The 23,792-nt window shown below is 60.7% G+C and carries 20 protein-coding genes; 11 read left to right on the forward strand and 9 right to left on the reverse strand.

Annotated features, from left to right (window positions below):
* Window positions 1-2: 2 nt before the first annotated feature.
* From RB216_RS26505 to RB216_RS26530, 6 genes are all read right to left on the reverse strand, one after another.
* Complete coding sequence (locus RB216_RS26505; protein ID WP_028618151.1) at window positions 3-827, reverse strand: ABC transporter permease; 825 nt, start codon at window positions 825-827, stop codon at window positions 3-5.
* A 12-nt stretch (window positions 828-839) separates the two neighbouring features.
* Window positions 840-2,087: an ABC transporter permease gene (locus RB216_RS26510; protein ID WP_122686799.1), complete on the reverse strand. Its 1,248-nt coding sequence runs from the start codon at window positions 2,085-2,087 to the stop codon at window positions 840-842.
* 150 nt (window positions 2,088-2,237) lie between these two features.
* Entirely contained in the window at window positions 2,238-3,278 is a 1,041-nt protein-coding gene (locus RB216_RS26515) for an ABC transporter substrate-binding protein (RefSeq protein WP_028618153.1), read from the reverse strand.
* A gap of 44 nt (window positions 3,279-3,322) precedes the next feature.
* Complete coding sequence (locus tag RB216_RS26520) at window positions 3,323-4,435, reverse strand: ABC transporter ATP-binding protein (RefSeq protein WP_122686801.1); 1,113 nt, start codon at window positions 4,433-4,435, stop codon at window positions 3,323-3,325.
* A gap of 225 nt (window positions 4,436-4,660) precedes the next feature.
* On the reverse strand, window positions 4,661-5,290 hold the full coding sequence (locus tag RB216_RS26525; protein ID WP_015886166.1) for a response regulator: 630 nt from the start codon (window positions 5,288-5,290) through the stop codon (window positions 4,661-4,663).
* Window positions 5,291-5,308: 18 nt separating this feature from the next.
* The gene (locus tag RB216_RS26530) at window positions 5,309-7,303 is read right to left on the reverse strand and encodes a PAS domain-containing sensor histidine kinase (protein WP_308908058.1); all 1,995 of its coding nucleotides are present in this window, start codon (window positions 7,301-7,303) and stop codon (window positions 5,309-5,311) included.
* A gap of 77 nt (window positions 7,304-7,380) precedes the next feature.
* On the opposite strand from RB216_RS26530, the gene RB216_RS26535 reads away from it, so the two are divergent.
* The gene (locus RB216_RS26535) at window positions 7,381-8,355 is read left to right on the forward strand and encodes an alpha/beta hydrolase family protein (protein WP_308908059.1); all 975 of its coding nucleotides are present in this window, start codon (window positions 7,381-7,383) and stop codon (window positions 8,353-8,355) included.
* A 54-nt stretch (window positions 8,356-8,409) separates the two neighbouring features.
* Here RB216_RS26535 and RB216_RS26540 read toward each other — a convergent pair whose 3' ends face one another.
* From RB216_RS26540 to RB216_RS26550, 3 genes are read right to left on the reverse strand one after another with little or no spacing between them, the layout of a single operon-like run.
* A complete protein-coding gene (locus RB216_RS26540; protein ID WP_028618157.1) occupies window positions 8,410-9,177 on the reverse strand; it encodes a TerB family tellurite resistance protein in 768 nt (255 codons plus the stop codon).
* Window position 9,178: 1 nt separating this feature from the next.
* On the reverse strand, window positions 9,179-9,853 hold the full coding sequence (murU, locus tag RB216_RS26545) for an N-acetylmuramate alpha-1-phosphate uridylyltransferase MurU (protein ID WP_122686805.1): 675 nt from the start codon (window positions 9,851-9,853) through the stop codon (window positions 9,179-9,181).
* Window positions 9,850-10,875, reverse strand: coding sequence for an aminoglycoside phosphotransferase family protein (locus RB216_RS26550; protein ID WP_308908060.1), 1,026 nt, complete (start codon window positions 10,873-10,875; stop codon window positions 9,850-9,852). Before RB216_RS26550 ends, murU begins: the two co-directional genes overlap by 4 nt.
* A gap of 130 nt (window positions 10,876-11,005) precedes the next feature.
* Here RB216_RS26550 and RB216_RS26555 point away from each other — a divergent pair, with 130 nt between their 5' ends.
* From RB216_RS26555 to RB216_RS26600, 10 genes are all read left to right on the forward strand, one after another.
* Window positions 11,006-13,819 carry an LPS-assembly protein LptD gene (locus RB216_RS26555; protein WP_028618160.1) on the forward strand — a complete coding sequence of 938 codons (2,814 nt, stop codon included), beginning with the start codon at window positions 11,006-11,008 and terminating at the stop codon, window positions 13,817-13,819.
* Window positions 13,794-15,131 carry a peptidylprolyl isomerase gene (locus tag RB216_RS26560; RefSeq protein WP_028618161.1) on the forward strand — a complete coding sequence of 446 codons (1,338 nt, stop codon included), beginning with the start codon at window positions 13,794-13,796 and terminating at the stop codon, window positions 15,129-15,131. Before RB216_RS26555 ends, RB216_RS26560 begins: the two co-directional genes overlap by 26 nt.
* Window positions 15,128-16,117, forward strand: coding sequence for a 4-hydroxythreonine-4-phosphate dehydrogenase PdxA (gene pdxA / locus RB216_RS26565; protein WP_028618162.1), 990 nt, complete (start codon window positions 15,128-15,130; stop codon window positions 16,115-16,117). Before RB216_RS26560 ends, pdxA begins: the two co-directional genes overlap by 4 nt.
* Window positions 16,114-16,926 (forward strand): 16S rRNA (adenine(1518)-N(6)/adenine(1519)-N(6))-dimethyltransferase RsmA, encoded by an 813-nt coding sequence (gene rsmA, locus RB216_RS26570; protein ID WP_016977876.1) that lies wholly within the window; start codon window positions 16,114-16,116, stop codon window positions 16,924-16,926. The genes pdxA and rsmA overlap by 4 nt, the downstream gene beginning before the upstream one ends.
* Before the next feature lie 97 nt (window positions 16,927-17,023).
* Complete coding sequence (gene apaG, locus RB216_RS26575; RefSeq protein ID WP_068936224.1) at window positions 17,024-17,404, forward strand: Co2+/Mg2+ efflux facilitator ApaG/CorD; 381 nt, start codon at window positions 17,024-17,026, stop codon at window positions 17,402-17,404.
* Window positions 17,404-18,255, forward strand: coding sequence for a symmetrical bis(5'-nucleosyl)-tetraphosphatase (locus tag RB216_RS26580; RefSeq protein ID WP_028618164.1), 852 nt, complete (start codon window positions 17,404-17,406; stop codon window positions 18,253-18,255). The genes apaG and RB216_RS26580 overlap by 1 nt, the downstream gene beginning before the upstream one ends.
* A gap of 9 nt (window positions 18,256-18,264) precedes the next feature.
* A complete protein-coding gene (gene glpE, locus RB216_RS26585) occupies window positions 18,265-18,594 on the forward strand; it encodes a thiosulfate sulfurtransferase GlpE (RefSeq protein WP_308908061.1) in 330 nt (109 codons plus the stop codon).
* Between the two features lie 285 nt (window positions 18,595-18,879).
* Window positions 18,880-20,802, forward strand: coding sequence for a PrkA family serine protein kinase (locus RB216_RS26590; protein WP_308908062.1), 1,923 nt, complete (start codon window positions 18,880-18,882; stop codon window positions 20,800-20,802).
* Window positions 20,803-20,915: 113 nt separating this feature from the next.
* Window positions 20,916-22,187 carry a YeaH/YhbH family protein gene (locus RB216_RS26595; protein ID WP_015886179.1) on the forward strand — a complete coding sequence of 424 codons (1,272 nt, stop codon included), beginning with the start codon at window positions 20,916-20,918 and terminating at the stop codon, window positions 22,185-22,187.
* Window positions 22,184-23,749, forward strand: coding sequence for a SpoVR family protein (locus RB216_RS26600; protein ID WP_028618167.1), 1,566 nt, complete (start codon window positions 22,184-22,186; stop codon window positions 23,747-23,749). Before RB216_RS26595 ends, RB216_RS26600 begins: the two co-directional genes overlap by 4 nt.
* Window positions 23,750-23,792: the final 43 nt, after the last annotated feature.

A 23,792-nucleotide genomic window follows, 5' to 3' on the forward strand; every position in this document is an offset into this window, starting at 1 on the left:
CTCTAAACCTGGGCGGTACGCAGTTTCTCGCTACGGCCACGCAGCCATTCCAGGGTCAGCAACAGCAGCACCGAGAACGCAATCAGCAGGGTTGCCGCCGCCGCAATCGTCGGGCTGAGGTTTTCGCGGATGCCGCTGAACATCTGGCGTGGCAGAGTCGCTTGCTCGGGGCCGGCGAGAAACAGCGTTACTACCACTTCATCAAACGAAGTGGAGAAAGCAAACAGCGCCCCGGAAATCACCCCCGGCGCGATCAACGGCAAGGTCACCCGGCGGAATGCAGTCAATGGCGAGGCGCCGAGACTGGCCGCCGCCCGCACCAGGTTATGGTTGAACCCCTGCAACGTCGCCGAGACGGTGATGATCACAAACGGCACACCCAGCACCGCATGCACCACGATCAGCGAGAAGAAACTGTTGCCCAGGCCCAACGGCGCAAAGAACAGGTAGCTGGCCACGCCGATGATCACCACCGGCACCACCATGGGTGAAATCACCAGCGCCATGACCAACGCCTTGCCGGGGAAGTTGCCGCGGGTCAGGCCGATCGCCGCCAAGGTGCCGAATACCATCGCCAGCACCGTGGCAGCAGGGGCAACGATGATGCTGTTCTTCAGCGCCCGCATCCACTCGGCGGAGGCGAAGAAGTCCTGATACCAATGCAGCGAAAAGCCTTGCAGCGGGTACACCAGGAAACTGCCGCTGTTGAACGACAGCGGGATGATCACCAGCACCGGCAGAATCAAAAACAACAGGATCAAGCCGCAGAGGATCCGCAAGCTGTAGAACCACACCCGCTCAACGGGCGACATATAAGGGCTCAGCATCACAAGGTCTCCTCAGCTCAGGCGCAAGCGGCTGGCGCCTACCAGGCGGTTATAGATCAGGTACAGCAACACGGTGGCCAGCAGCAACAGGCCGCCCAGTGCCGTGGCCATGCCCCAGTTGATGCTGGTGTTGGTGTAGAACGCCACGAAGTAGCTGACCATCTGGTCGTTCGGACTGCCCAGCAGCGCCGGGGTGATGTAGTAACCAATCGCCAGGATGAACACCAGCAGGCAACCGGCGCCGACACCGGCGTAGGTCTGCGGGAAGTACACGCGCCAGAAGCTGGTGAATGGGTGGCAGCCCAGGGAAATCGCCGCGCGCATGTAGGTGGGCGAAATGCCCTTCATCACGCTGTAGATCGGCAGGATCATGAACGGCAGCAAGATGTGCACCATGGAGATGTAGACGCCGGTCCGATTGAACACCAGCTCCAGCGGCTTATCGATCAGGCCCATGCCCAACAGTGCACTGTTGATCAGGCCACCGGACTGCAGCAACACGATCCACGCGGCGACTCGCACCAGGATCGAGGTCCAGAACGGCAGCAACACCAGGATCATCAGCAGGTTGCTTTTGCGTGCCGGCAGATTGGCCAGTAGGTAGGCCAGCGGATAGGCCAACAGCAGGCAGACCGCAGTGATCACCAGGCCCATCCAGAAGGTCCGGGCGAAAATATCCAGATAGATCGCCTGGTCCGGCGTGGCCGGCGCCACTTCACCGAGGTCATCGATGCGGTGATCGACCGCCGCCAGCAGGTAGAACGGCGTCAGGCTGCTGGTATTGCGCCGGATCGCCTGCCAGTACGCCGGGTCGCCCCAACGTTCATCGAGGCTTTCCAGCGCTTCTTTATAGGAGGCAGGCGCTTCGCTGAAGGGCAGCGCCCGCGCAGTTTTGGTCAGCAGGCTGCGGTAGCCGGCCAGTTCCATGTTCAAGCGTTTGGACAGATCGCCCAAGGTCTGATTTTGACGGGCCTCGCCCAAGTCCTCACTGAGGGCCCGGTACACCGGCTCGCCCGGCAAACCCCGGCCATCCCATGCCGTCACCGCCACCACCGTACGCGGCAAACCGCCCACCACTTCGGGGTTGCCGACGCTTTTGAACAGCAGCGCAACAATCGGCACCAGGAACACCAGCAGCAAGAACAGCACCAGCGGCGCGATCAAGGCTTGGGCCTTCCAGCGATTGAGCCGCTCGGCACGCGCCAGGCGCTGCTTGAGGGTGGGGCTGTTGACCTCGTTCGAGGGAACGGCGATGGCCATGGCTGACTCCGAAAATCTAAAAATGACGACAAACCTGTGTCTGGGCTCTGACTCTGTGGTGAGCGGGCTTGCCCCGCGCTGGGCTGCGAAGCAGCCCAGCGCGGGGCAAGCCCGCTCACCACAAAAGCCCATCAAACACAGCAGGTGGTGTTATTTGGCCGCCCACGAGTTGAAGCGCTGCTCCAACTGCTCACCGTTATCCGCCCAGAAGCTCACGTCGATCTGCACCTGGTTGGCGATGTTTTCCGGGGTAGTCGGCATGTCTTTGAGGATGTCCTTGGCCAGCAACGGCACGGCTTGGGTGTTGGCCGGGCCGTAGGCGATGTTTTCCGAGTAGGTCTTCTGCTGCTGTGGTTGCACCGAGAAGGCGATGAATTTCTTCGCCGCTTCAGCACGGTCTTTCGCCAGGCCTTTAGGAATCGCCCACGCGTCGAAGTCGTAGATTCCGCCGTTCCACACCACTTTCAGGTTGCTTTCTTTCTGCACGGCGGCGATGCGGCCGTTGTAGGCCGAACTCATCACCACGTCGCCCGAAGCCAGGTATTGCGGCGGCTGTGCACCCGCTTCCCACCACTGGATCGATGGCTTGAGCTCGTCGAGTTTCTTGAACGCGCGGTCCTGGCCATCTTTGCCGGCCAGCACTTTGTAAACGTCCTTCGGCGCGACGCCGTCGGCCATCAGTGCGAATTCCAGGGTGTACTTGGCGCCTTTACGCAGGCCGCGCTTGCCCGGGAATTTCTTGGTGTCCCAGAAATCCGCCCAACTGGTCGGCGCGCTGGCCAACTTGTCGGCGTTGTAGGCGAGCACGGTGGACCAGACGAAAAAGCCCACGCCGCACGGCTGGATCGCGCCCTTCACGTAGTCGGCGCTGTTGCCGAACAGTTTCGGGTCCAGTGGCTCGAACATGTCTTCATCGCAGCCACGGGACAGCTCCGGCGATTCCACTTCTACCAGGTCCCAGGACACGCTCTTGGTGTCGACCATGGCTTTGACCTTGGCCATTTCACCGTTGTACTCACCGGCGACGATCTTGCCGTTGCCCGCGCTTTCCCACGGTGCGTAGAAGGCTTTGACCTGGGCCGCCTTGTTCGCGCCGCCAAAGGACACGACCGTCAGGTCCGGGCCTGCCATGGCCTGTGTCGCGCCCATCAAGCCCAAAGCCAGGGCGGAATACTTCAGGGATCTCAACATTGTTGTTCTCTCCACGTGCAGGGTTGGTGAAGCCAGGGGGGCGATCAATTCGCCTCTAGAAGTGGGTCGAGTGCGCGAACGTGCTCGACTTGCCAGCCAATCGGTACCACGTCGCCGACCGCCAGGGCTGGGTCCAGCTCGGCAATCGGTTGTTTCACAAAAAAATCGGCCTTGCCGCAGACTTCCAGGCGCACACGCACGTGGTCGCCCAGGTAGATGAATTCGGCCACGCGCCCGGAGAAGCGGTTGACGCAAGATTCGCTGGAACCATTGAGGCTGACGCGCTCCGGGCGTACCGACAGGGTCACCGGGCCGCCGACCTGGCCGACATTCACCGCCAGCGCCTCGACTTTTTCACCGCGCGCCAGCTCCACCACGCAGCGCTCGCCGGTATGGCTGTGCAAGCGGCCATTGAGCCGGTTGTTCTCACCGATGAAGTTGGCGACGAAGGTGTTCTTCGGTTCTTCGTAGAGGGTTCGCGGCGCGGCGATCTGCTGGATCTCACCCTGATGGAACACCGCCACGCGGTCAGACATGGTCAGCGCCTCGCCCTGGTCGTGGGTCACATACACCACGGTCACGCCGAGGCGCTGGTGCAGGTGCTTGATCTCCATCTGCATGTGTTCACGCAGTTGCTTGTCGAGGGCGCCGAGGGGTTCGTCCATCAGCACCAGCTGTGGTTCGAACACCAGCGCGCGGGCCAATGCCACGCGCTGTTGCTGGCCGCCAGAGAGTTGCGCCGGGTAGCGCTGGGCGAAAGCATCGAGCTGGACCATGCTCAGCACGCGTTTGACCCGCTCGCTGATATCGGTCTTGCTCAAGCCCCGCACCGACAGCGGGAACGCCAGGTTCTCGGCCACGGTCATGTGCGGAAACAGCGCATAGTTCTGAAACACCATGCCGATGTCGCGCTTATGCGGCGGCACGTTGTTGATGGCGCGCCCGGCCAGCTGGATTTCGCCGGCCGTCGGCGTTTCAAAGCCGGCGAGCATCATCAGGCTGGTGGTCTTGCCCGAACCGGAAGGCCCGAGCAGGGTGAGGAACTCGCCCTTGCGAATCTCCAGGTTGAGGTCTTTGACGATCAGGTTCTCGCCGTCGTAGCTCTTCTGCACGCCACGAAAGCTGACCAGCACATCATTTGAATCCACCTCGCTCATACCCGCACCTTTTTGTTTTGGACTGCTGTGAGACAAGCGTAGTCCAGCCGCAAGGCCCCGGAAATCGGGGGCCAGGAGAGAATTGCATCAGCCGGATGGAAGGTTTGGGGTAGGGATTGCCCTACACGGATGGCGCGCACGGGACGGTGCAGCGACAAGTGGCGAGCTGCAAGCGGCAAGAATGGGCTCGGCGGGGTTTTCGCGGTGTCGTTATCAGGTATGTGGTTAGAGCAGCTTGTGTTCCATGGCGTACTTCACCAACTCCGCCAGGGACGTGATATTGAGCTTTTGCATCAGTCGCGCCTTGTGGGTGCTGATGGTCTTGCTGCTCAGCGCCAGTTGCTGGGCGATGTCGTTGACGTTGGCGCCCTGGGCCAGGCGCTCGAACACCGAGAACTCGCGCTCGGACAGTAATGAATGCAGCGGTCGCGTATCGGTGAGGCCGACTTCGAAGACCATCCGGTCGGCCAGGTCCGGGTCGATGTAACGCCCGCCGGCCGCCACCTTGCGAATCGCCGTGAGCAACAGCGCCGGGTCGCTGTCCTTGGTGGCGTAACCGGCGGCGCCGACCTTCAAGGCGCGGGCGGCCATTTGCGCTTCGTCATGCATCGACAGCACCAGGATTGCCGGCGGATTGTTCAGCGCACGGATCCGCGCAATCGCTTCCAGGCCGTTGACGCCGGGCATCGAGATGTCCAGCAAAACCACCTCGCAGGGCACGTGGCGCAGGGTCTCCAGCAATTGCTCGCCATTGCTGGCCTCCCCCACCACCAGCAGGTCTTTGGCCAGGCCAATCAATTGCTTGATGCCCTCACGAACGATGGTGTGGTCTTCGGCTACCAGTACGCGGATCACAGGGACTTCCTCTTGGTGTTATGCATCCAATGGCACCGTGACACTCAGGGTGGTGCCCTCCCCCAATTCGCTGTCCAGCCTCAATTGCCCACCCATGATCAGCACGCGCTCGCGCATGCCTACCAGGCCAAACGACACCGGGCGGCCCTGCGCCTGGACGAAGCCGACGCCATCATCGCTGATGGTCAGGCGCAAATCCGTGCCCTCCAGAGAAAGGGTCAATTCGACAGTATGCGCCTGGGCATGGCGCATCACATTGGTCAGCGCCTCCTGCAGGATGCGGAATAAGCCAATGGCCTTGGCATCGCTGAGAGCCGGCAGGTTATCCGGAACCTGCACCAAGCAGGGAATTTGCGTGCGCGCTTCGAAGCGCCGCGCCTGCCATTCGATGGCTGAAGCGATACCCGCATCCAGAATCGGCGGGCGCAGTGCCGTCGCCACGTCCCGCACCAACTGGAACAGCTGGGCGATCAAGCGCTTCATGCTGTTCAAGCGCTCGTGCAAACCGGGGTCGAGTTGCGCATAGGCCAGCTCGCACATAGAGGTTTCGAGCTTGAGCACGGTGAGCATTTGCCCGAGCTCGTCGTGCACTTCGCGGGCGATACGGGCTTTTTCTTCTTCGCGTACGGTTTCCAGGTGGGCGGACAGTTCGCGCAGTTGCGCTTCGCTTTGCAGCAACGCGGCCAACGTCCGCCTCAGTTCGCTGACATCGTTGAGGTAGACCACCAGGTATTCAGCTTCGGCAAAACGCAGGAAACTCAAGGACACATTGGTTGGCAGGATGCTGCCATCGGCTCGCCGACAATCGGTAGCGAAGTTCTGCGGCCCTTCTTCACTGGCCCGTGCACGTTTCCAGAGGTTGAGCCAACGGTCCATGTCCAGGCTCGGATCAAGGTCGGCGAGCGGCCGCTCGATCAGCGCACCGGGGCCGTAGCCGAGCATGCTTTCGGCCGCGTGATTGGCGTAGCGCACATGGCTGTCCCAGTTGACCCAGAGGATGCCGACGGTGCTCTGGTCGATGGAAAACTGTGTCAGCCTTAGGGCCTCGGCACCGGCGGCGCGGGCGGCGCTTTCTTCCCGTGCGGCCAACAAGCCGTGTTCCAGCACCCGTTGCTGGCGGCGTTGCCAAAACACCACGGCCAGGCTGGCGAGCAGCAACAGGCCCAGCAACAGACTGAGGTTTTGCCAGAGGCCCGGGGACTCGGTAAGGCGCGGGTATTTGGGTTGCAGCCAGCGGTTGTGCAGTTGGTCCAAGTCGCGAGCGGGGATGGCGCGCAAGGCGCTTTGCATGATGCCGGCCAGTTCCGGCCATTCTCGCCGCGTGGCCACCCGCAGCAATTGCGGCAGGCCGATGTCGCCCACCACTGCCAGCCCGGCAAACTCCGCCTCGCCGGACAAGCGGCTCAACTGCGCTTCATCCACCACCGCATAACGCGCTTGCTGGCTCACCAACAATTGCAGGGCCTGGCGCTCCATCGGCACGCCCTGCAGGTTGAGGCCGGGATAAGTGCTGCGCAGGTAATCAGCCACGGCGCTGGGCATGCGCACAGCGACGCGGGATTGTTCATCGAGTTTTTCCAGCTCCACGGCACCGCCGCCATCGCGGATGCCGACGATGTGTTGCGGCACGCGCATGTAGGGGTCGGTGAACAACCACAGGCGCAGACCGGACGGGGTTTGTTGCAGGCCTGGGGCAATGTCCACCTCGCCCTCGCGCACGGCGGCTTCCAGTTGCTCCTGATTGGGGAAATTGCGCCAGGTCAGCTCGATATTCAGCGCCTTGGCCAGCCACTGCATCAACTCGACACTCGCCCCGGACAGCCGCTGCAAACGCCGATCGTATTGCGCGTAGGGTGCTTGCAACACCAGTCCGACCCGCAGCTCAGGGTGCTGAGCCAGCCATTCGCGTTGCTGCGCATTGAGCTGTGCCTGGGGCGCGACGGGCGCAGGGGCGGCATTTGCCATCAAGCCAAGGCACAAACAGCCGATAACCAGCAGACAGCGAAAACCCATGATCCACGTCTCACATCACTGACAAATACTGACCAACCCATTAGGCTGCTGGAATCACTTCTGGCCGGGAATTTACGATGCCCTTTTTTCACCGTTCAGCATTGCCAGCATTGTGCCTGTCGCTGCTTTTTACCAGCGCCTTTTCCGTACAGGCTGCTGACCCACCCGCACCTGCCGCCGATAAACCCGTCGAGCGCCAGCCTTTACCCGAGCGCAGCCAGGCAGAAGCCAGCGCCCTCGAACGCAAGATCCCACAACAAGAACAGCAGCAATTGCAGGCCGGCAGCGATTCCTTCCTCGCCCTGTGGAAACCCGCCAACAGCGCCGAGCCCGAAGGCGTGGTGATTATCGTACCCGGCGCTGGCGAAAATGCTGACTGGCCGCAAGCAATCAGCCCGTTGCGGCACAAATTGCCGGACGCCTACTGGGGCAGTCTCAGCCTGTCGTTACCGGATGTTAGCGTGGATACGCTGCCACCGCGTGTGATGGAAGCGCCCAAGGCGACTGTCGACACCAGCAGCAAGGAAGCGAGCACCGCCGACAAACCGATCGAGCAAGCCGCCAGCGCCGAAGCCGAAGGCACCGACCCGGCGGTGGTGCCGGGTGCCGATGAGCAGGACAAGACCGACGCTTCGCGCATCTTCGCCCGCATAGATGCCGCCGTGGCGTTCGCCCAAACACAAAGCGCGCGCAGCGTGGTGCTGCTCGGCCATGGCACCGGTGCCTGGTGGGCCGCACGGTATTTGAGCGAGAAACAACCGTCCCAGGTGCAGAAGTTCGTCATGGTCGCGGCGCAGACGCCCACCGGACGGCATCCGGATGTACAACAACTGGCCCCCGGCCTGAAGTTGCCGACCGCCGATGTCTTCTATCAGGACACCGACCCATCACGCAAAAACGCCCTGGCCCGCGCCCAGGCGGCCAAACGTTTGAAAAATGACGGTTACAAGCAGGTGTCCTTGAAAGCGTTGCCCGGCAACAGCGCTGCCGAGCAGGAGCAGTTGTATCGCAGGATTCGCGGCTGGTTGAGCCCACAGGCGAACGCCGACTGAGGGAACACCGCAGGTCCCCTGTGGGAGCGGGTTATCAACGTGAAGGAGTGAAAGCTAACGAAAATCCCGGCGCTCGCGAATCAACGTATAGGCATTGTGCAGTTCGCGAGTGCGCTCGGTGGCCTCACGCACTTGCGCGGGGCTCGCGCCGGTGCCGGCGATCTTGTCCGGGTGATGGCGGCTGAGCAGGCGGCGATAGGCTCGCTTGATCACCGATGGCTCGGTAGTGGCAGTCACCCCCAACAGGCGCAGCGCGTCCTGATAGGTAGCACCGCGACTGACCAGCGGCTTGCGCTCCGGTGTGTAGTCGGCCGCCAGTGCCTGCAACTGTTGCGGCGTCCAACCAAGCCACTTGCCCCACAGGTCGATCAGGTCACGCTCGGCGTCATCCGCCTTTCCGTCCGCCCAAACCATGCGCCAACAGGCGCGCAATACGCCTTCCGCCGCATGGGGTTGAGCCTTGAGCACGCGCAGATAGCTGCGCACACGGTCGGAGCCGGACTTGCCGCGATTGAACGCCGCAATCGCGCGGCGCTGGGCCGAGTCGGTCATGTCGAGCGAGCGCATCTCCTGACGCGCCTGCTGGATATGCCCATCCACTACCCGGCCATTGCTCTTGGCCAAACGCCCCAGCAACACAAATAACAACTCGTCATTGCGCAACGCCGGTCGCCCGCCCAGGCGCTCGCGCAGCTGCGCCCAACTGTGCAATTGCAGGCGACGGTCCAGCGCCTGCCCCAACAGCGCACCCAACATGGCCCCGGGAATACTGGCAATGGCAAAGCCAGCCCCGGCGCCGATCAGCGTCCCTGGCCACAGCATGTTACTGCCCCGCTGTCAGCAGGGTTTCGACCTGCGCCAAGCGCTCCAGCGTGCCGACATCAATCCAGCGTCCCTCCATGTGCTCCCCCGTTACCAGACCTTTGGCCATCGCTGCCCGCAGCAGCGGCGCAAGCTTGAAGGCACCCGCGCTGCAACCCGCGAACAGCTTGGGGTCGAGCACTGAAATGCCACTGAAGGTCAGGTTATCGGCACCGGCCGCTGCATCATGAAGCAAACCTTGATCCAGGTAGAAATCACCGCCCGAAGGATGATGGGGCGGGTTGTCGACCATCACCAAATGGGCCAGGCCCTTGAGCGGCTGCTTGAGCTGGGTGAAGTCGTAGTCGGTCCAGATATCGCCATTGACCACCAGGAAAGGTTCATCCCCCAGCAACGGCAACGCCTGGAAAATCCCACCGCCGGTTTCCAGCGGCTCGCCTTCGGGGGAATAACGGATGCGCAAACCAAACTGCGCGCCATCCCCCAGGTAACTTTCGATCTGCTGGCCGAGCCACGCATGGTTGATCACGATATCGGTGAAGCCAGCCTTGGCCAGCGCCTCCAGGTGATACTCGATCAGGCGCTTGCCGCCGGCCTGCACCAGTGGCTTGGGCGTGTGCAAGGTCAGCGGGCGCATCCGCTCGCCTTTGCCGGCGGCCAGGATCATCGCCTTCATACGCTTGCCCCGGCGGATTGGCGCAGGCTGGCGAGCAACTCACCCAGCTCACTCAACTCCGGACGGTCCGCCAAGACCTCTTCTATATAAGCAAAGAAGCGTGGCACGTCGGCCAGGTAGCGTGGCTTGCCATCGCGATGGCAAATGCGCGCGAAGATACCGATGACCTTGAGGTGACGCTGCACGCCCATCAGGTCGCTGGCACGCAGGAACTCTTCGAAATCCGCCTGCACCGGGATGTTCAGTTGCCCCGCACGCGCCCAATAGTCGCGCTGCCATTCCCGTACACGGGCCTTGGGCCAGCTGAGGAAGGCATCCTTGAACAGGCAGGTGATGTCATAGGTGACCGGCCCGTAGACCGCATCCTGGAAATCCAGCACCCCAGGGTTGGGCTCGCTGATCATCAAGTTGCGCGGCATATAGTCGCGATGCACCAACACTTTCGGCTGCGCCAGGGCGCTGTCGATCAGGTGATTACTGACACGCTGCCACAGCGCTTGCTGCTGCGTATCCAGTTCGATACCCAGGTGACGGCGCACGTACCACTCTGGAAACAATTCCAGCTCGCGGCGCAGCAAGGCAAGGTCATAGCTGGGCAACGGTGCATCCATTGGCAATTGCTGGAAGGCCAGCAAGGCGTCGATGGCATCGGCGAACAATTGATCGGCGTTTTTGTCGTCAATCACGTCCAGATAGGTTTTTCTGCCCAGGTCATTGAGCAAAAGAAAGCCGCGCGGCAAATCTTCTGCGTAAATTTTTGGAACATTTATCCCTGACTTTGCCAGCAAATGTGCGATATCGACGAAAGGTTTGCAGTTTTCCTGGGGGGGTGGAGCGTCCATTACCACGAAGGTCCGGCCACCGCCTTCCCAACGGAAGTAGCGCCTGAAACTCGCGTCGCTGCTGGCCGCGGTCAATGTAGCCGGGGGTACGGCACCCCAGCCTTGAGCGTTGAAAAGGATCGGTAACTGCTCATCCAGCCAGACTTCCAGCTGTTGTAAACGTAGATCTTGCTCGGGCATTACAAGGGTCTCCGACGGCGCTAGCCGTCAAGCGGGGCATGCTTTATTATCACGCATCTTTTTCAGACCATCGAGAGGCGTGCGGCCCAAACCGCGGGCAGATGGCACGCAGGAAGCCCGGACTAATAAGATGGCATTGAAATCCCCCGCGTTTCGTAGAAAATTTCCGTTGCTGGTAACCGGCAGTCTGCTGGCCTTGCAACCCTTCGCCACCTCATTCGTGGTCGCCGCGGAACAGTATGACTGCTCAGTCTCTGCTTCGGGTGCCTGGGATTGCGCGCCGAAAACCGCCGCAGCCCCGCTACCACCGCGCCCGGTGCATGATGGCGCTGCCATCAGCTCCGCCAACAGCACGGCTCAGACCGATGCTGGCGGCAACGCCGAGGCCGAGCCCAAGACCGCACTGGTCACCGAATCCAAGGGCCGTGGCCTGCGCTCGCGCAGCGCCGATTACAGCCACCTGGACTGGGTACCACGCGAGAAGCTGACCGCAGCGCAGCTGGCCGAAACCGGCCCGTACTGCGGCGGTGCGTACATCGAGCCGACTCGTCCTGGCATGAACGACAAGACGAACAAGAGCGATGCGCCCACCTTCATCGGTGCCAAGGCTTCGCGTTACGAGCAGGAACAACAAGTCGCGACCCTGGCCGGTGACGTCGTCATGCGCCAGGGCAGCATGCAGTTGGAATCTGAAGAAGCCAGCCTGTACCAGGCCGAGAACCGTGGCGAGCTGAACGGCAAGGTCCGTCTGCGCGACAACGGTGCACTGATCGTGGGCGACCATGCCGAAGTGCAACTCGATACCGGCGCGGCCCAGATCGACAACGCCGAATATGTGCTGCACAAATCGCGCATCCGCGGTAACGCGCTGTACGCCAAGCGTGCCGAAAACGCGATCATCCGTCTCAAGGACGGTACGTACACCACCTGCGAGCCAGACAGCAACGCCTGGCAGCTCAGGGGCAACAACATCACGTTGAACCCGGCCACCGGTTTCGGTACCGCCACCAACGCGACGTTGCGGGTCAAGAACATCCCGATCCTCTATACCCCTTACATCTATTTCCCGATCGACGACCGTCGTCAATCCGGCTTCCTGCCGCCAAGCTTCAGCACCGGCAGCGAAACCGGCTTCACCCTGGTGACGCCGTACTACTTCAACCTGGCGCCCAACTACGACGCCACGTTGTACCCGCAATACATGACCAAGCGCGGTTTGTTGATGGAAGGCGAATTCCGCTACCTCACCAAGTCCAGCGAAGGCCAGTTCGGCGGCGCGTACCTGAACGACGACAACGACGAGCGCAAAAAACAGACCGACTACGAAAAAACCCGCTATATGCTCAATTGGCAGCATAAGGGCGGGCTGGATTCGCGTGTAGCGACCCAGGTGGATTACACCCGCATCAGTGATCCTTACTACTTCCAGGATCTGAAGTCGTTCCAGGAAGGTGTTGAAAGCCGTGATGCCCTCAATCAACAGGGTTCCGTGACCTACCGGGGCGACTCTTACCAGGCGCGCCTGAACCTCCAGGCTTACCAGCTAGCGACGATCTCACAGATCACGCCGTATGACCGGTTGCCGCAAATCACCTTCAATGGTGCGCTGCCGTACCATCCGGGTGGGCTGAACTTTACCTATGAGACTGAAGCTGTTCGCTTTGAACGCAGCCTTGAAAATGGCACGTTCACCGATCAGGACGGATTTGTGTCGCCTCGCCTGGACACCTACGTCCGCGGCCTGACCCGTGCAAACGGTACACGCCTGAACGTGGCACCAGCCGTCGCCTATCCGATGAACTGGACCTACGGTTTTATCACGCCGAAGCTCAAGTACGTTTACACCAAGTACGATCTTGATTTGGATAGCACCGGCAAGAACCAGATCATTGCGAGTCAAAATGCGGCAGCCGCAGCCGGCACTCAATATGCCGGTGGCACCTTCAAAAGCTCGCAAGACCGCGCGGTGCCAATCGCCAGCGTCGACAGCGGCCTCTATTTCGACCGCAACACCAACTGGTTCGGCAAAGACTATCGCCAGACTCTCGAGCCGCGCGCGTTTTACCTGTATGTGCCGAACAAGGACCAGAGCGACATCCCGGTCTTTGATACCAGCGAATACTCGTTCAGCTACGCGTCGCTGTTCCGCGACAACCGCTTCAGCGGCACTGACCGGATCGGCGACGAGAATAAACTTTCCCTGGGCGTGACCAGCCGCTGGATCGAAGAAAACGGCTTTGAACGTCAGCGTGTGTCCGTTGGCCAGGCGGTTTACTTCAAGGATCGTGAGGTTCAACTGCCGGGTATCCTGGCGGCTGACCGTGCCGATGCACAGTCCGACGTTTCGCCGGTTGCACTGGACTACGAGTTCCGCTTCAACCGTGACTGGCGCGCCACTGCCGACTACAACTGGGACACCGAGGAACACAGTCCTCGTTCCGGCAGCGCGATGCTTCACTACCAGCCGGAAGACAACCCGAACAAAATCATCAACGTTGGTTATCGCTATCGTAATGACCAGGTCGTCTACAACCAACTGACCGGCAAATGGCAGTTTGGTGGCGACTACGGCACACCGGGCGCAGATAACTATGTGAAGGATTACTACAAAATCCAACAACACGACTTCTCGATGATGTGGCCGATCATTCCCCAGTGGAACCTGATCACCCGCTGGCAGTATGACTACGCTCGCAACCGTACCCTGGAAGCATTCGGTGGTTTCGAGTACGACAACTGCTGCTGGAAACTGCGCGTCATCAACCGTTACTGGGTTTCCAACGACGAATACAGCCAGATCGCCCCGCTTAACGAAAAGGGTGACCACGGGCTCTTCTTCCAGATCGTCCTCAAAGGACTCGGCGGCCTGACCGGCGCCAAGGTAGAGAGCTTCCTCGACAAAGGCATTGAAGGTTATCGTGAACGTGAAGACCAAGCTTTCTGATTGTCTGCGCCCGCTAGTGCTGGGCGCACTGTTCCTGGGTACCGCATCGGCGCACGCTGCGGTTCAAGAACTGGATAAGGTAGTGGCCATCGTCGATAACGACGTGATCATGCAGAGCCAACTGGACCAGCGCGTCAAGGAAGTCCAGCAAACCATCGCCAAGCGTGGCGGTGGCGTGCCACCGACCAGCGTCCTGGACCAGCAGGTACTCGAGCGTTTGATCGTCGAGAACCTGCAACTGCAGATCGGCGATCGTTCCGGCATCCGTATTTCGGACGAAGAACTGAACCAGGCCGTGGGCACTATCGCCCAGCGCAACAACATGAGCATCGACCAGTTCCGTGCAGCCTTGGCCCACGACGGTTTGTCCTATGAGGACGCCCGTGACCAGATCCGCCGTGAAATGATCATCAGCCGTGTACGCCAACGCCGTGTGGCCGAGCGGGTTCAAGTCTCCGAGCAGGAAGTGAAGAACTTCCTGGCGTCGGACCTGGGCAAGATGCAGCTTTCCGAGGAACTGCACCTGGCCAACATCCTGATCCCGACACCGGACAGCGCCAACTCCGAGCAGCTCAATGCAGCCGCCGCCAAGACCCAGGCTATCTATGATCGCTTGAAGGCGGGTGCCGACTTCGCCCAAATGGCGATCGCCCAGTCCGGCAGCGACAACGCACTGGAAGGCGGCGACATGGGCTGGCGTAAAGCGGCTCAATTGCCTCCTCCGTTTGACCGCGAGCTGAGCGCAATGGAAGTGGGTGGCATCACCCAACCTGCGCGCACACCGGGAGGCTTCATCATCCTGAAGCTCTTGGAAAAACGCGGCGGCGAAACGTCGCTCAAGGATGAGGTGCACGTTCGCCACATCCTGGTCAAACCTAGCGAAATCCGCACCGAAGCCCAAACCAAGGAACTGGCCCAGAAGATCTATGACCGCATCCAGAGCGGTGAAGACTTCGCTACCCTGGCCAAGAGCTTCTCGGAAGACCCGGGGTCTGCCCTCAATGGCGGCGACCTGAACTGGATCGATCCGAAAGCGCTGGTGCCGGAGTTCCAACAGGTGATGGCCGATACCCCGCAGGGTGTATTGTCCAAGCCGTTCAAGACCCAATATGGCTGGCATGTGCTGGAAGTCCTTGGCCGTCGCGCCACCGACAACACCAACCAAGCCCGCGAGCAACAAGCGCTGAACGTACTGCGTAACCGTAAATACGACGAAGAGCTGCAAACCTGGCTGCGTCAGATCCGCGACGAAGCCTATGTTGAGAACAAGCTGCCAGGCGCCCAGACAGGCACCGACCAGGCCGTTCAGTGAAACCCCAGCGTTTCGCGGTGACACCCGGCGAGCCGGCCGGCATTGGTCCTGACCTGTGCCTGCTGCTCGCCTCGCAACCCCAGCCACACCCCCTGATTGCCATTACCAGCCGCGACCTGCTCCTTGAGCGGGCCGCGCAGCTGGGTGTGGCCGTCATTCTGTTGGACGTGGCGCCCGGCAATTGGCCGGACCTGCCCGCCCCGGCAGGAAGCCTGTATGTGTGGGACACCCCGCTGCAGGCCAACGTGGTTGCCGGGCAACTGAACAAAGCCAACGCAGCGTTCGTGCTCGAAACCCTGACTCGCGCCGGGCAAGGCTGCATCGATGGCGACTTCGCCGGCATGATCACCGCGCCCGTACACAAAGGCGTGATCAATGAATCCGGTATCGCCTTTTCCGGCCACACCGAGTTCCTCGCCGAGCTGACCCACACCGAACAAGTCGTCATGATGCTGGCCACGCGCGGCCTACGGGTCGCCTTGGTGACCACGCACCTGCCGCTGCGCGAGATTGCCGATGCCATCACCGTCGAGCGGGTGGAACGCGTCACGCGCATCCTGCACGCCGACCTGCAACAGAAATTCGGCATCGCCCAACCGCGCATCCTGGTCTGCGGGCTCAACCCCCACGCCGGCGAAGGCGGCCACTTGGGCCATGAAGAAATCGACATCATCGAACCCACCCTGGAGCGTTTGCGCCAAGAAGGCATGGACCTGCGCGGCCCACTGCCTGCGGACACTCTGTTTACCCCCAAATATCTGGAGCACTGCGACGCAGTGCTGGCGATGTACCACGACCAGGGGCTGCCGGTGCTTAAATACAAAGGCTTCGGCGCCGCAGTCAACGTGACACTGGGCCTGCCGATCATCCGCACCTCCGTCGACCATGGCACTGCCCTGGACCTGGCGGGCAGCGGCAAGATCGATACCGGCAGCCTGCACGTGGCCCTGGAAACCGCCTATCAGATGGCCGAGACCCGTATATGACCGAGCATTACCAACACCGGGCGCGCAAGCGCTTCGGGCAAAACTTCCTGCACGACGCTGGCGTGATCGACCGCATCCTGCGCTCCATCCATGCCAAACCTGAAGACCGTCTGCTGGAAATCGGTCCGGGCCAGGGCGCGCTGACCCAAGGCCTGCTGGCCAGCGGCGGCCAACTGGACGTGGTGGAACTGGACAAGGACCTGATCCCGATCCTCAACCAGCAGTTCGCCGGCAAGCCCAACTTCAACCTGCATCAGGGTGATGCGCTGAAGTTCGACTTCAACACCCTCAATGCCGCGCCCAACAGCCTGCGTGTGGTGGGTAACCTGCCGTACAACATCTCCACGCCGCTGATTTTCCACCTGCTGAACAACGCCGGCATCATCCGCGACATGCACTTCATGCTGCAAAAGGAAGTAGTTGAACGTCTGGCCGCGGGTCCTGGCGGTGGTGATTGGGGCCGTCTGTCGATCATGGTTCAGTACCATTGCCGCGTCGAGCACCTGTTCAACGTGGGCCCTGGCGCGTTCAACCCGCCGCCTAAGGTCGACTCGGCCATCGTGCGCCTGGTGCCCCACGCCGTGTTGCCACACCCGGCCAAGGACCACAAGTTGCTGGAGCGCGTGGTGCGCGAGGCCTTCAACCAACGCCGCAAGACCCTGCGCAACACGCTCAAGGCGCTGCTGAGCAATGCCGAGATCGAAGCTGCCGGCGTCGATGGCGGCCTGCGTCCCGAGCAACTGGACCTCGCCGCGTTCGTGCGCCTGGCCGACCAGTTGGCGATCCAGCCTGCGCCAGCCGCAGACTGACAGCGCCGGGCTAGGCCAGACACATGTCTGGCCTAGTGCCCTCCTCTTGGCCTAGACTGACCCGCATCTGCTGTCCTCCGCTTTTAAGGCCTCTTGCATGTCCGATCCTCGCTACCAGATCGACGTCAGCGTCGTCACCCGCTTCCTGGCGGACCAATCCCAACCTGAACACAACCGCTTTGCCTTTGCCTACACCATCACGGTGAAAAACAACGGACTGGTGCCGGCCAAGCTGCTGTCGCGCCACTGGGTGATCACCGACGGTGACGGTCAGGTCGAAGAAGTTCGCGGTGCCGGCGTGGTGGGTCAGCAACCATTGATCGACAGCGGCGCCAGCCATACCTATAGCAGCGGCACGGTGATGACCTCCAAAGTCGGCACCATGCAAGGCTCGTATCAGATGAAAGCCACCGACGGCAAGTTGTTCGACGCCATCATCGCGCCCTTCCGCCTTGCCGTGCCGGGAGCCCTGCACTGATGGCGACGTACGCGGTCGGCGACCTGCAGGGCTGCCTCGAACCGCTCAAATGCCTGCTTGAACGCGTAGCCTTCAACCCAACCCACGATCGCCTGTGGCTGGTCGGCGATCTGGTCAATCGCGGCCCGAAATCCCTGGAAACGCTGCGCTATTTGTATAGCCTGCGCGACGCTCTAGTCTGCGTATTGGGTAATCACGACCTTCATCTGCTGGCCGCCGGCAATAACATCGAGCGTCTGAAAAAGGGCGATACCCTTCGGGAAATCCTCGAAGCGCCGGATCGCACCGAGCTGCTCGACTGGCTGCGCCGGCAGAAAGTCATGCATTACGACGAAGGCCGCAACATGGCCTTGGTCCATGCTGGCATCCCGCCGCAGTGGACACTGAAGAAAGCCCTCAAGTGCGCCGCCGAAGTCGAAAGCGCCCTGGCCGATGACAACCTGTACACCGCCTACCTCGACGGCATGTACGGCAACGAACCAGTAAAGTGGAACAACGACCTCACCGGCGTCACGCGCCTGCGGGTCATCACCAACTACTTCACGCGCATGCGTTTCTGTACCGCCGAGGGCAAGCTCGACCTCAAGAGCAAGGAAGGCGCTGACACCGCGCTGCCGGGCTACAAGCCGTGGTTCGCTCACAAAGAGCGCAAGACCCGTGACACCAAGATCATTTTTGGCCATTGGGCGGCCCTTGAGGGCAAGTGCGATGAACCCGGCGTGTTCGCCCTCGACACCGGTTGCGTGTGGGGCGGCGCCATGACCCTGATGAACATCGACACCGGCGAGCGTTATAGCTGCCAGTGCGAATCCCCTCTTCCCGTTACACTGCCGGCTACTGCCAAGCCATAGGAGCCCGCCATGAGCGAATTCAAACGTATCCCCCCTGAACAAGCCCAGGCCCTGCGCGAGCAAGGCGCCATGGTTGTCGACATTCGTGACCAGCCGACTTATGCGGCCGCCCACATCACCGGCGCCCGGCACCTGGACAACGTCAACATCGCCGATTTCATCCGCGCCGCCGACCTCGACGCGCCGGTGATCGTGGCCTGTTATCACGGCAATTCCAGTCAGAGCGCAGCGGCCTATCTGATCAGCCAGGGTTTCTCCGACGTCTATAGCCTGGACGGCGGCTTTGAACTGTGGCGTGCGACTTATCCTGCGGAAATTTCTTCCGGCAATTCGCAATAATTTTTTTCACACCCCGCTACCCCGCGTGACGCTTGGGCTCGCGCCGTTTCTGACGAACGGCGCAGCCAAACTAATTGCGCATCGCGCCTTGACCTCTCTGATTCCGAACTATCCTTAAGCGCAGGCCATCCGAATCAGGGGAGAGCCGGTACACCGGCGTGCGGGTCATCGGTAGCGTTTCAGGGTGTTCTGGGGGGAAAACGGCCATTGGCGTCTGCCAATGTCTGCCAGCATCGACTGATTGATCCGGCGTCGGCTCCACGTATCGAGCGAGGTGACGACGTCATGAGTATATTCAGCCACTTCCAACAACGCTTCGCATCCACACAGCAGGAAGAACTCACGCTGCAAGAGTATCTCGAGCTGTGCAAACAGGATCGCAGCACCTACGCGTCTGCCGCCGAACGCCTGCTGCTGGCAATTGGCGAGCCAGAGCTGATAGACACCTCGAACAATTCGCGCCTGTCGCGAATATTCTCCAACAAGGTGATCCGCCGCTATCCGGCCTTTGAAGACTTCCACGGCATGGAAGAATGCATCGACCAGATCGTTTCCTACTTTCGCCATGCTGCCCAAGGCTTGGAGGAGAAGAAACAGATCCTCTATCTGCTTGGCCCCGTCGGCGGTGGTAAATCGTCCTTGGCCGAAAAGCTCAAACAACTGATCGAAAAAGTGCCTTTCTACGCCATCAAGGGCTCACCGGTCTTCGAGTCGCCCCTGGGCCTGTTCAACGCCACGGAAGATGGCGCGATCCTCGAAGAAGACTTCGGCATCCCGCGCCGCTACCTCAACACCATCATGTCGCCCTGGGCCACCAAGCGCCTGGCCGAGTTCGGCGGTGACATCAGCCAGTTCCGCGTGGTCAAGCTCTACCCATCGATCCTCAACCAGATCGGCGTGGCCAAGACCGAGCCGGGCGACGAGAACAACCAGGACATCTCGGCGCTGGTGGGCAAGGTCGATATCCGCAAGCTTGAAGAATTCCCACAGAACGACGCCGACGCCTACAGCTACTCAGGCGCACTGTGCCGGGCCAACCAGGGCCTGATGGAGTTCGTGGAGATGTTCAAGGCACCGATCAAGGTGCTGCACCCATTGCTCACCGCGACCCAGGAAGGCAACTACAACAGCACCGAAGGCCTGGGCGCGATTCCGTTCACCGGGACCCTGCTGGCGCACTCCAACGAATCGGAGTGGCACACCTTCCGCAACAACAAGAACAACGAAGCCTTCATCGACCGGATCTATATCGTCAAGGTGCCGTACTGCCTGCGGGTCAGCGATGAAATCAAGATCTACGACAAGCTCCTGTTCAACAGCTCCCTGGCCAAGGCGCACTGCGCACCCGACACCCTGAAGATGCTCGCCCAGTTCACGGTGCTGTCGCGCCTCAAGGAGCCGGAAAACTCGAACATCTACTCGAAGATGCGCGTGTACGACGGCGAAAACCTCAAGGATACCGATCCCAAGGCCAAGTCGATCCAGGAATACCGCGACACCGCCGGTGTGGATGAGGGCATGAACGGTCTGTCGACACGTTTTGCGTTCAAGATACTGTCCAAGGTCTTCAACTTCGACCCCCACGAAATTGCGGCCAACCCGGTGCACTTGCTCTACGTGCTGGAACAGCAGATCGAACAGGAGCAATTCCAGGCCGAAACCCGCGAACGCTACCTGCGTTTCCTCAAGGAATACCTGGCGCCGCGCTACATCGAGTTCATCGGCAAGGAAATCCAGACCGCGTACCTGGAGTCCTACAGCGAATACGGCCAGAACATCTTCGACCGCTACGTGCTGTACGCCGACTTCTGGATCCAGGACCAGGAGTACCGCGACCCGGAAACCGGCGAAATCCTCAACCGCGTGGCCCTCAACGAGGAACTGGAAAAGATCGAAAAACCCGCCGGCATCAGCAACCCGAAAGATTTCCGCAACGAAATCGTCAACTTCGTGCTGCGCGCCCGCGCCAACAACAATGGCAAGAACCCAACCTGGCTCAGCTACGAGAAGCTACGGGTGGTCATCGAGAAAAAAATGTTCTCCAACACCGAGGACCTGCTGCCGGTCATCAGCTTCAACGCCAAGGCCAGCAAGGAGGATCAGCAAAAACACAACGACTTCGTCACACGCATGGTCGAGCGCGGCTACACCGACAAACAGGTACGACTGCTCTCCGAGTGGTATCTGCGGGTTCGCAAATCGCAGTAAGGCAGCGACAGGCGTGAACTGCCGGGCCACTGGCCTGGCAGCTGACCGCTTGTCTCTAAGCTTCCAGCTCGCGGCTTGAAGCTTGTAACGTGAAGCTGCCCGGAGGGCTCCCCATGAGCTATGTGATCGACCGACGCCTCAATGGCAAGAACAAGAGCACGGTAAACCGCCAGCGTTTCCTGCGGCGTTACCGTGACCACATCAAAAAGGCCGTCGAAGAGGCCGTCAGCCGCCGTTCCATCACGGACATGGAGCACGGCGAGCAGATCAGCATTCCTGGACGGGACATCGACGAACCGGTGCTGCACCACGGCCGGGGCGGCAAACAAACCGTCGTTCATCCCGGCAATAAGGAATTCACGACCGGCGAACATATCCAGCGCCCCCAAGGCGGTGGCGGCGGTAAAGGGCCGGGCAAGGCGGGCAATTCTGGCGAAGGCATGGATGAGTTCGTGTTCCAGATCACCCAGGAAGAATTCCTCGAATTCATGTTCGAAGACCTGGAACTGCCCAACCTGGTCAAACGCAACCTGACCGGCACCGACACCTTCAAAACCGTGCGGGCCGGGATCAGCAACGAGGGTAACCCGTCCCGCATCAACATCATCCGCACCCTGCGCTCGGCCCATGCGCGGCGCATCGCCCTGTCGGGCAGCAGCCGCGCCAAACTGAGGGACGCCAAGGAAGAGCTGGCACGGTTGAAGCGTGAAGAGCCGGACAACTTCGGCGATATCCAGGAAATAGAGGCGGAAATCGAGAAACTAAGCGCACGTATTCACCGCGTGCCATTCCTCGACACCTTCGACTTGAAATACAACCTGCTGGTCAAACAACCCAACCCCAGCTCCAAGGCGGTGATGTTCTGCCTGATGGACGTGTCGGGCTCCATGACTCAAGCCACCAAGGACATCGCCAAACGCTTCTTCATTCTGTTGTACCTGTTCCTGAAGCGGAACTACGACAAGATCGACGTCGTATTCATCCGCCACCACACCAGCGCCCGAGAAGTCGACGAAGAGGAATTCTTCTACTCGCGGGAAACCGGCGGCACCATCGTTTCCAGTGCATTGAAACTGATGCAGGAGATCATGGCCGAGCGCTACCCGGCCAATGAATGGAACATCTACGCCGCCCAGGCCTCGGACGGTGACAACTGGAACGACGACTCCCCAATCTGCCGTGACATCCTGATCAACCAGATCATGCCGTTCGTGCAGTACTACACTTACGTTGAAATCACCCCCCGTGAGCACCAGGCCCTGTGGTTCGAATACGAGCGCATCGGCGAAGCCTTTGCCGACACGTTCGCCCAGCAGCAACTGGTCTCGGCCGGCGATATCTACCCGGTCTTCCGTGAACTCTTCCAGCGCAGGTTAGTGACATGACCGCCAAAAAAGAGCAAAGACGCCAACCGATCTCCACGGGTTCCGAGTGGACCTTTGAACTGATCCAGGCCTATGACCGCGAAATCAGCCGCATTGCGGCGGGTTATGCCCTGGACACCTATCCCAACCAGATCGAGGTGATTACCGCCGAACAGATGATGGATGCCTACGCCTCGGTCGGCATGCCACTGGGTTATCACCATTGGTCCTACGGCAAACACTTCCTCAGCACCGAAAAGTCCTACAGCCGCGGTCAGATGGGCCTGGCCTACGAGATCGTGATCAACTCCGACCCTTGCATCGCCTACCTGATGGAAGAGAACACCATCTGCATGCAGGCGTTGGTGGTGGCGCATGCCTGCTATGGGCATAACAGTTTCTTCAAGGGCAACTACCTGTTCCGCACCTGGACCGACGCCAGTTCGATCATCGATTACCTGGTGTTCGCCAAGCAGTACATCATGCAATGCGAGGAGCGCCACGGCATCGATGCGGTGGAGGACCTGCTCGACTCCTGCCATGCGTTGATGAACTACGGCGTCGACCGCTACAAACGCCCGTATCCGATCTCCGCCGAGGAAGAACGCCTGCGCCAGAAGGAGCGTGAGGAGCACCTGCAGAAACAGATCAACGACCTGTGGCGCACCATTCCCAAGCGCGCCGGCAAGAATAGCGACAAGGATAATGCGCGCTTCCCCGCCGAACCGCAGGAGAACATCCTCTATTTCCTGGAAAAACACGCACCGCTGCTGGAACCCTGGCAGCGGGAAATCGTGCGTATCGTGCGCAAGATCGCCCAGTACTTTTATCCACAGCGCCAAACCCAGGTGATGAACGAAGGCTGGGCCACGTTCTGGCACTACACGTTGATGAATGACCTGTACGACGAAGGCCTGGTCACCGACGGTTTCATGATGGAGTTCCTCACCTCCCACACCAGCGTGGTGTTCCAACCCGGCTTCGACAGCCCTTACTACAATGGCATCAACCCCTATGCATTGGGCTTTGCCATGTACCGCGATATCCGGCGCATGTGTGAACACCCCACCGAGGAGGACCGCCGCTGGTTCCCGGAAATCGCCGGCAGCGATTGGCTGTCCACCATAAAATTCGCCATGAGCAGCTTCAAGGACGAGAGTTTTATCCTGCAGTACCTGTCACCGCAGGTCATTCGAGACCTGAAACTGTTCAGTATTCTCGATGATGACCTCAAGGATGACCTGGTGGTGCCGGCCATCCACGATGAACCCGGCTATCGCACCATCCGCGAAACCCTGGCGGCCCAGTACAACCTGGGTAACCGCGAGCCCAACGTGCAGATCTACAGCATTGATGTACGCGGCGACCGCTCGCTGACCTTGCGTCACCAGCAGCACGACCGCAAACCCCTGGGCGAGTCCACCGAGGAAGTGCTCAAGCACCTGCACAGGCTTTGGGGCTTTGATATTCACCTGGAAACCCTGCAGGGCGACCAGGTGATGAAAACCCACCACGTGCCACCGCGCACCGATCACAACGATAACGACTACGGCCGCCTGGATCTGGCCGTCGTTCATCTCTGAAACAGCAAAGCCTCCATTGGCCAGGCACAGACGGTATCCTGTG

It is taken from the genome of Pseudomonas canadensis (assembly GCF_030980095.1).
GTDB lineage: Bacteria > Pseudomonadota > Gammaproteobacteria > Pseudomonadales > Pseudomonadaceae > Aquipseudomonas > Aquipseudomonas canadensis.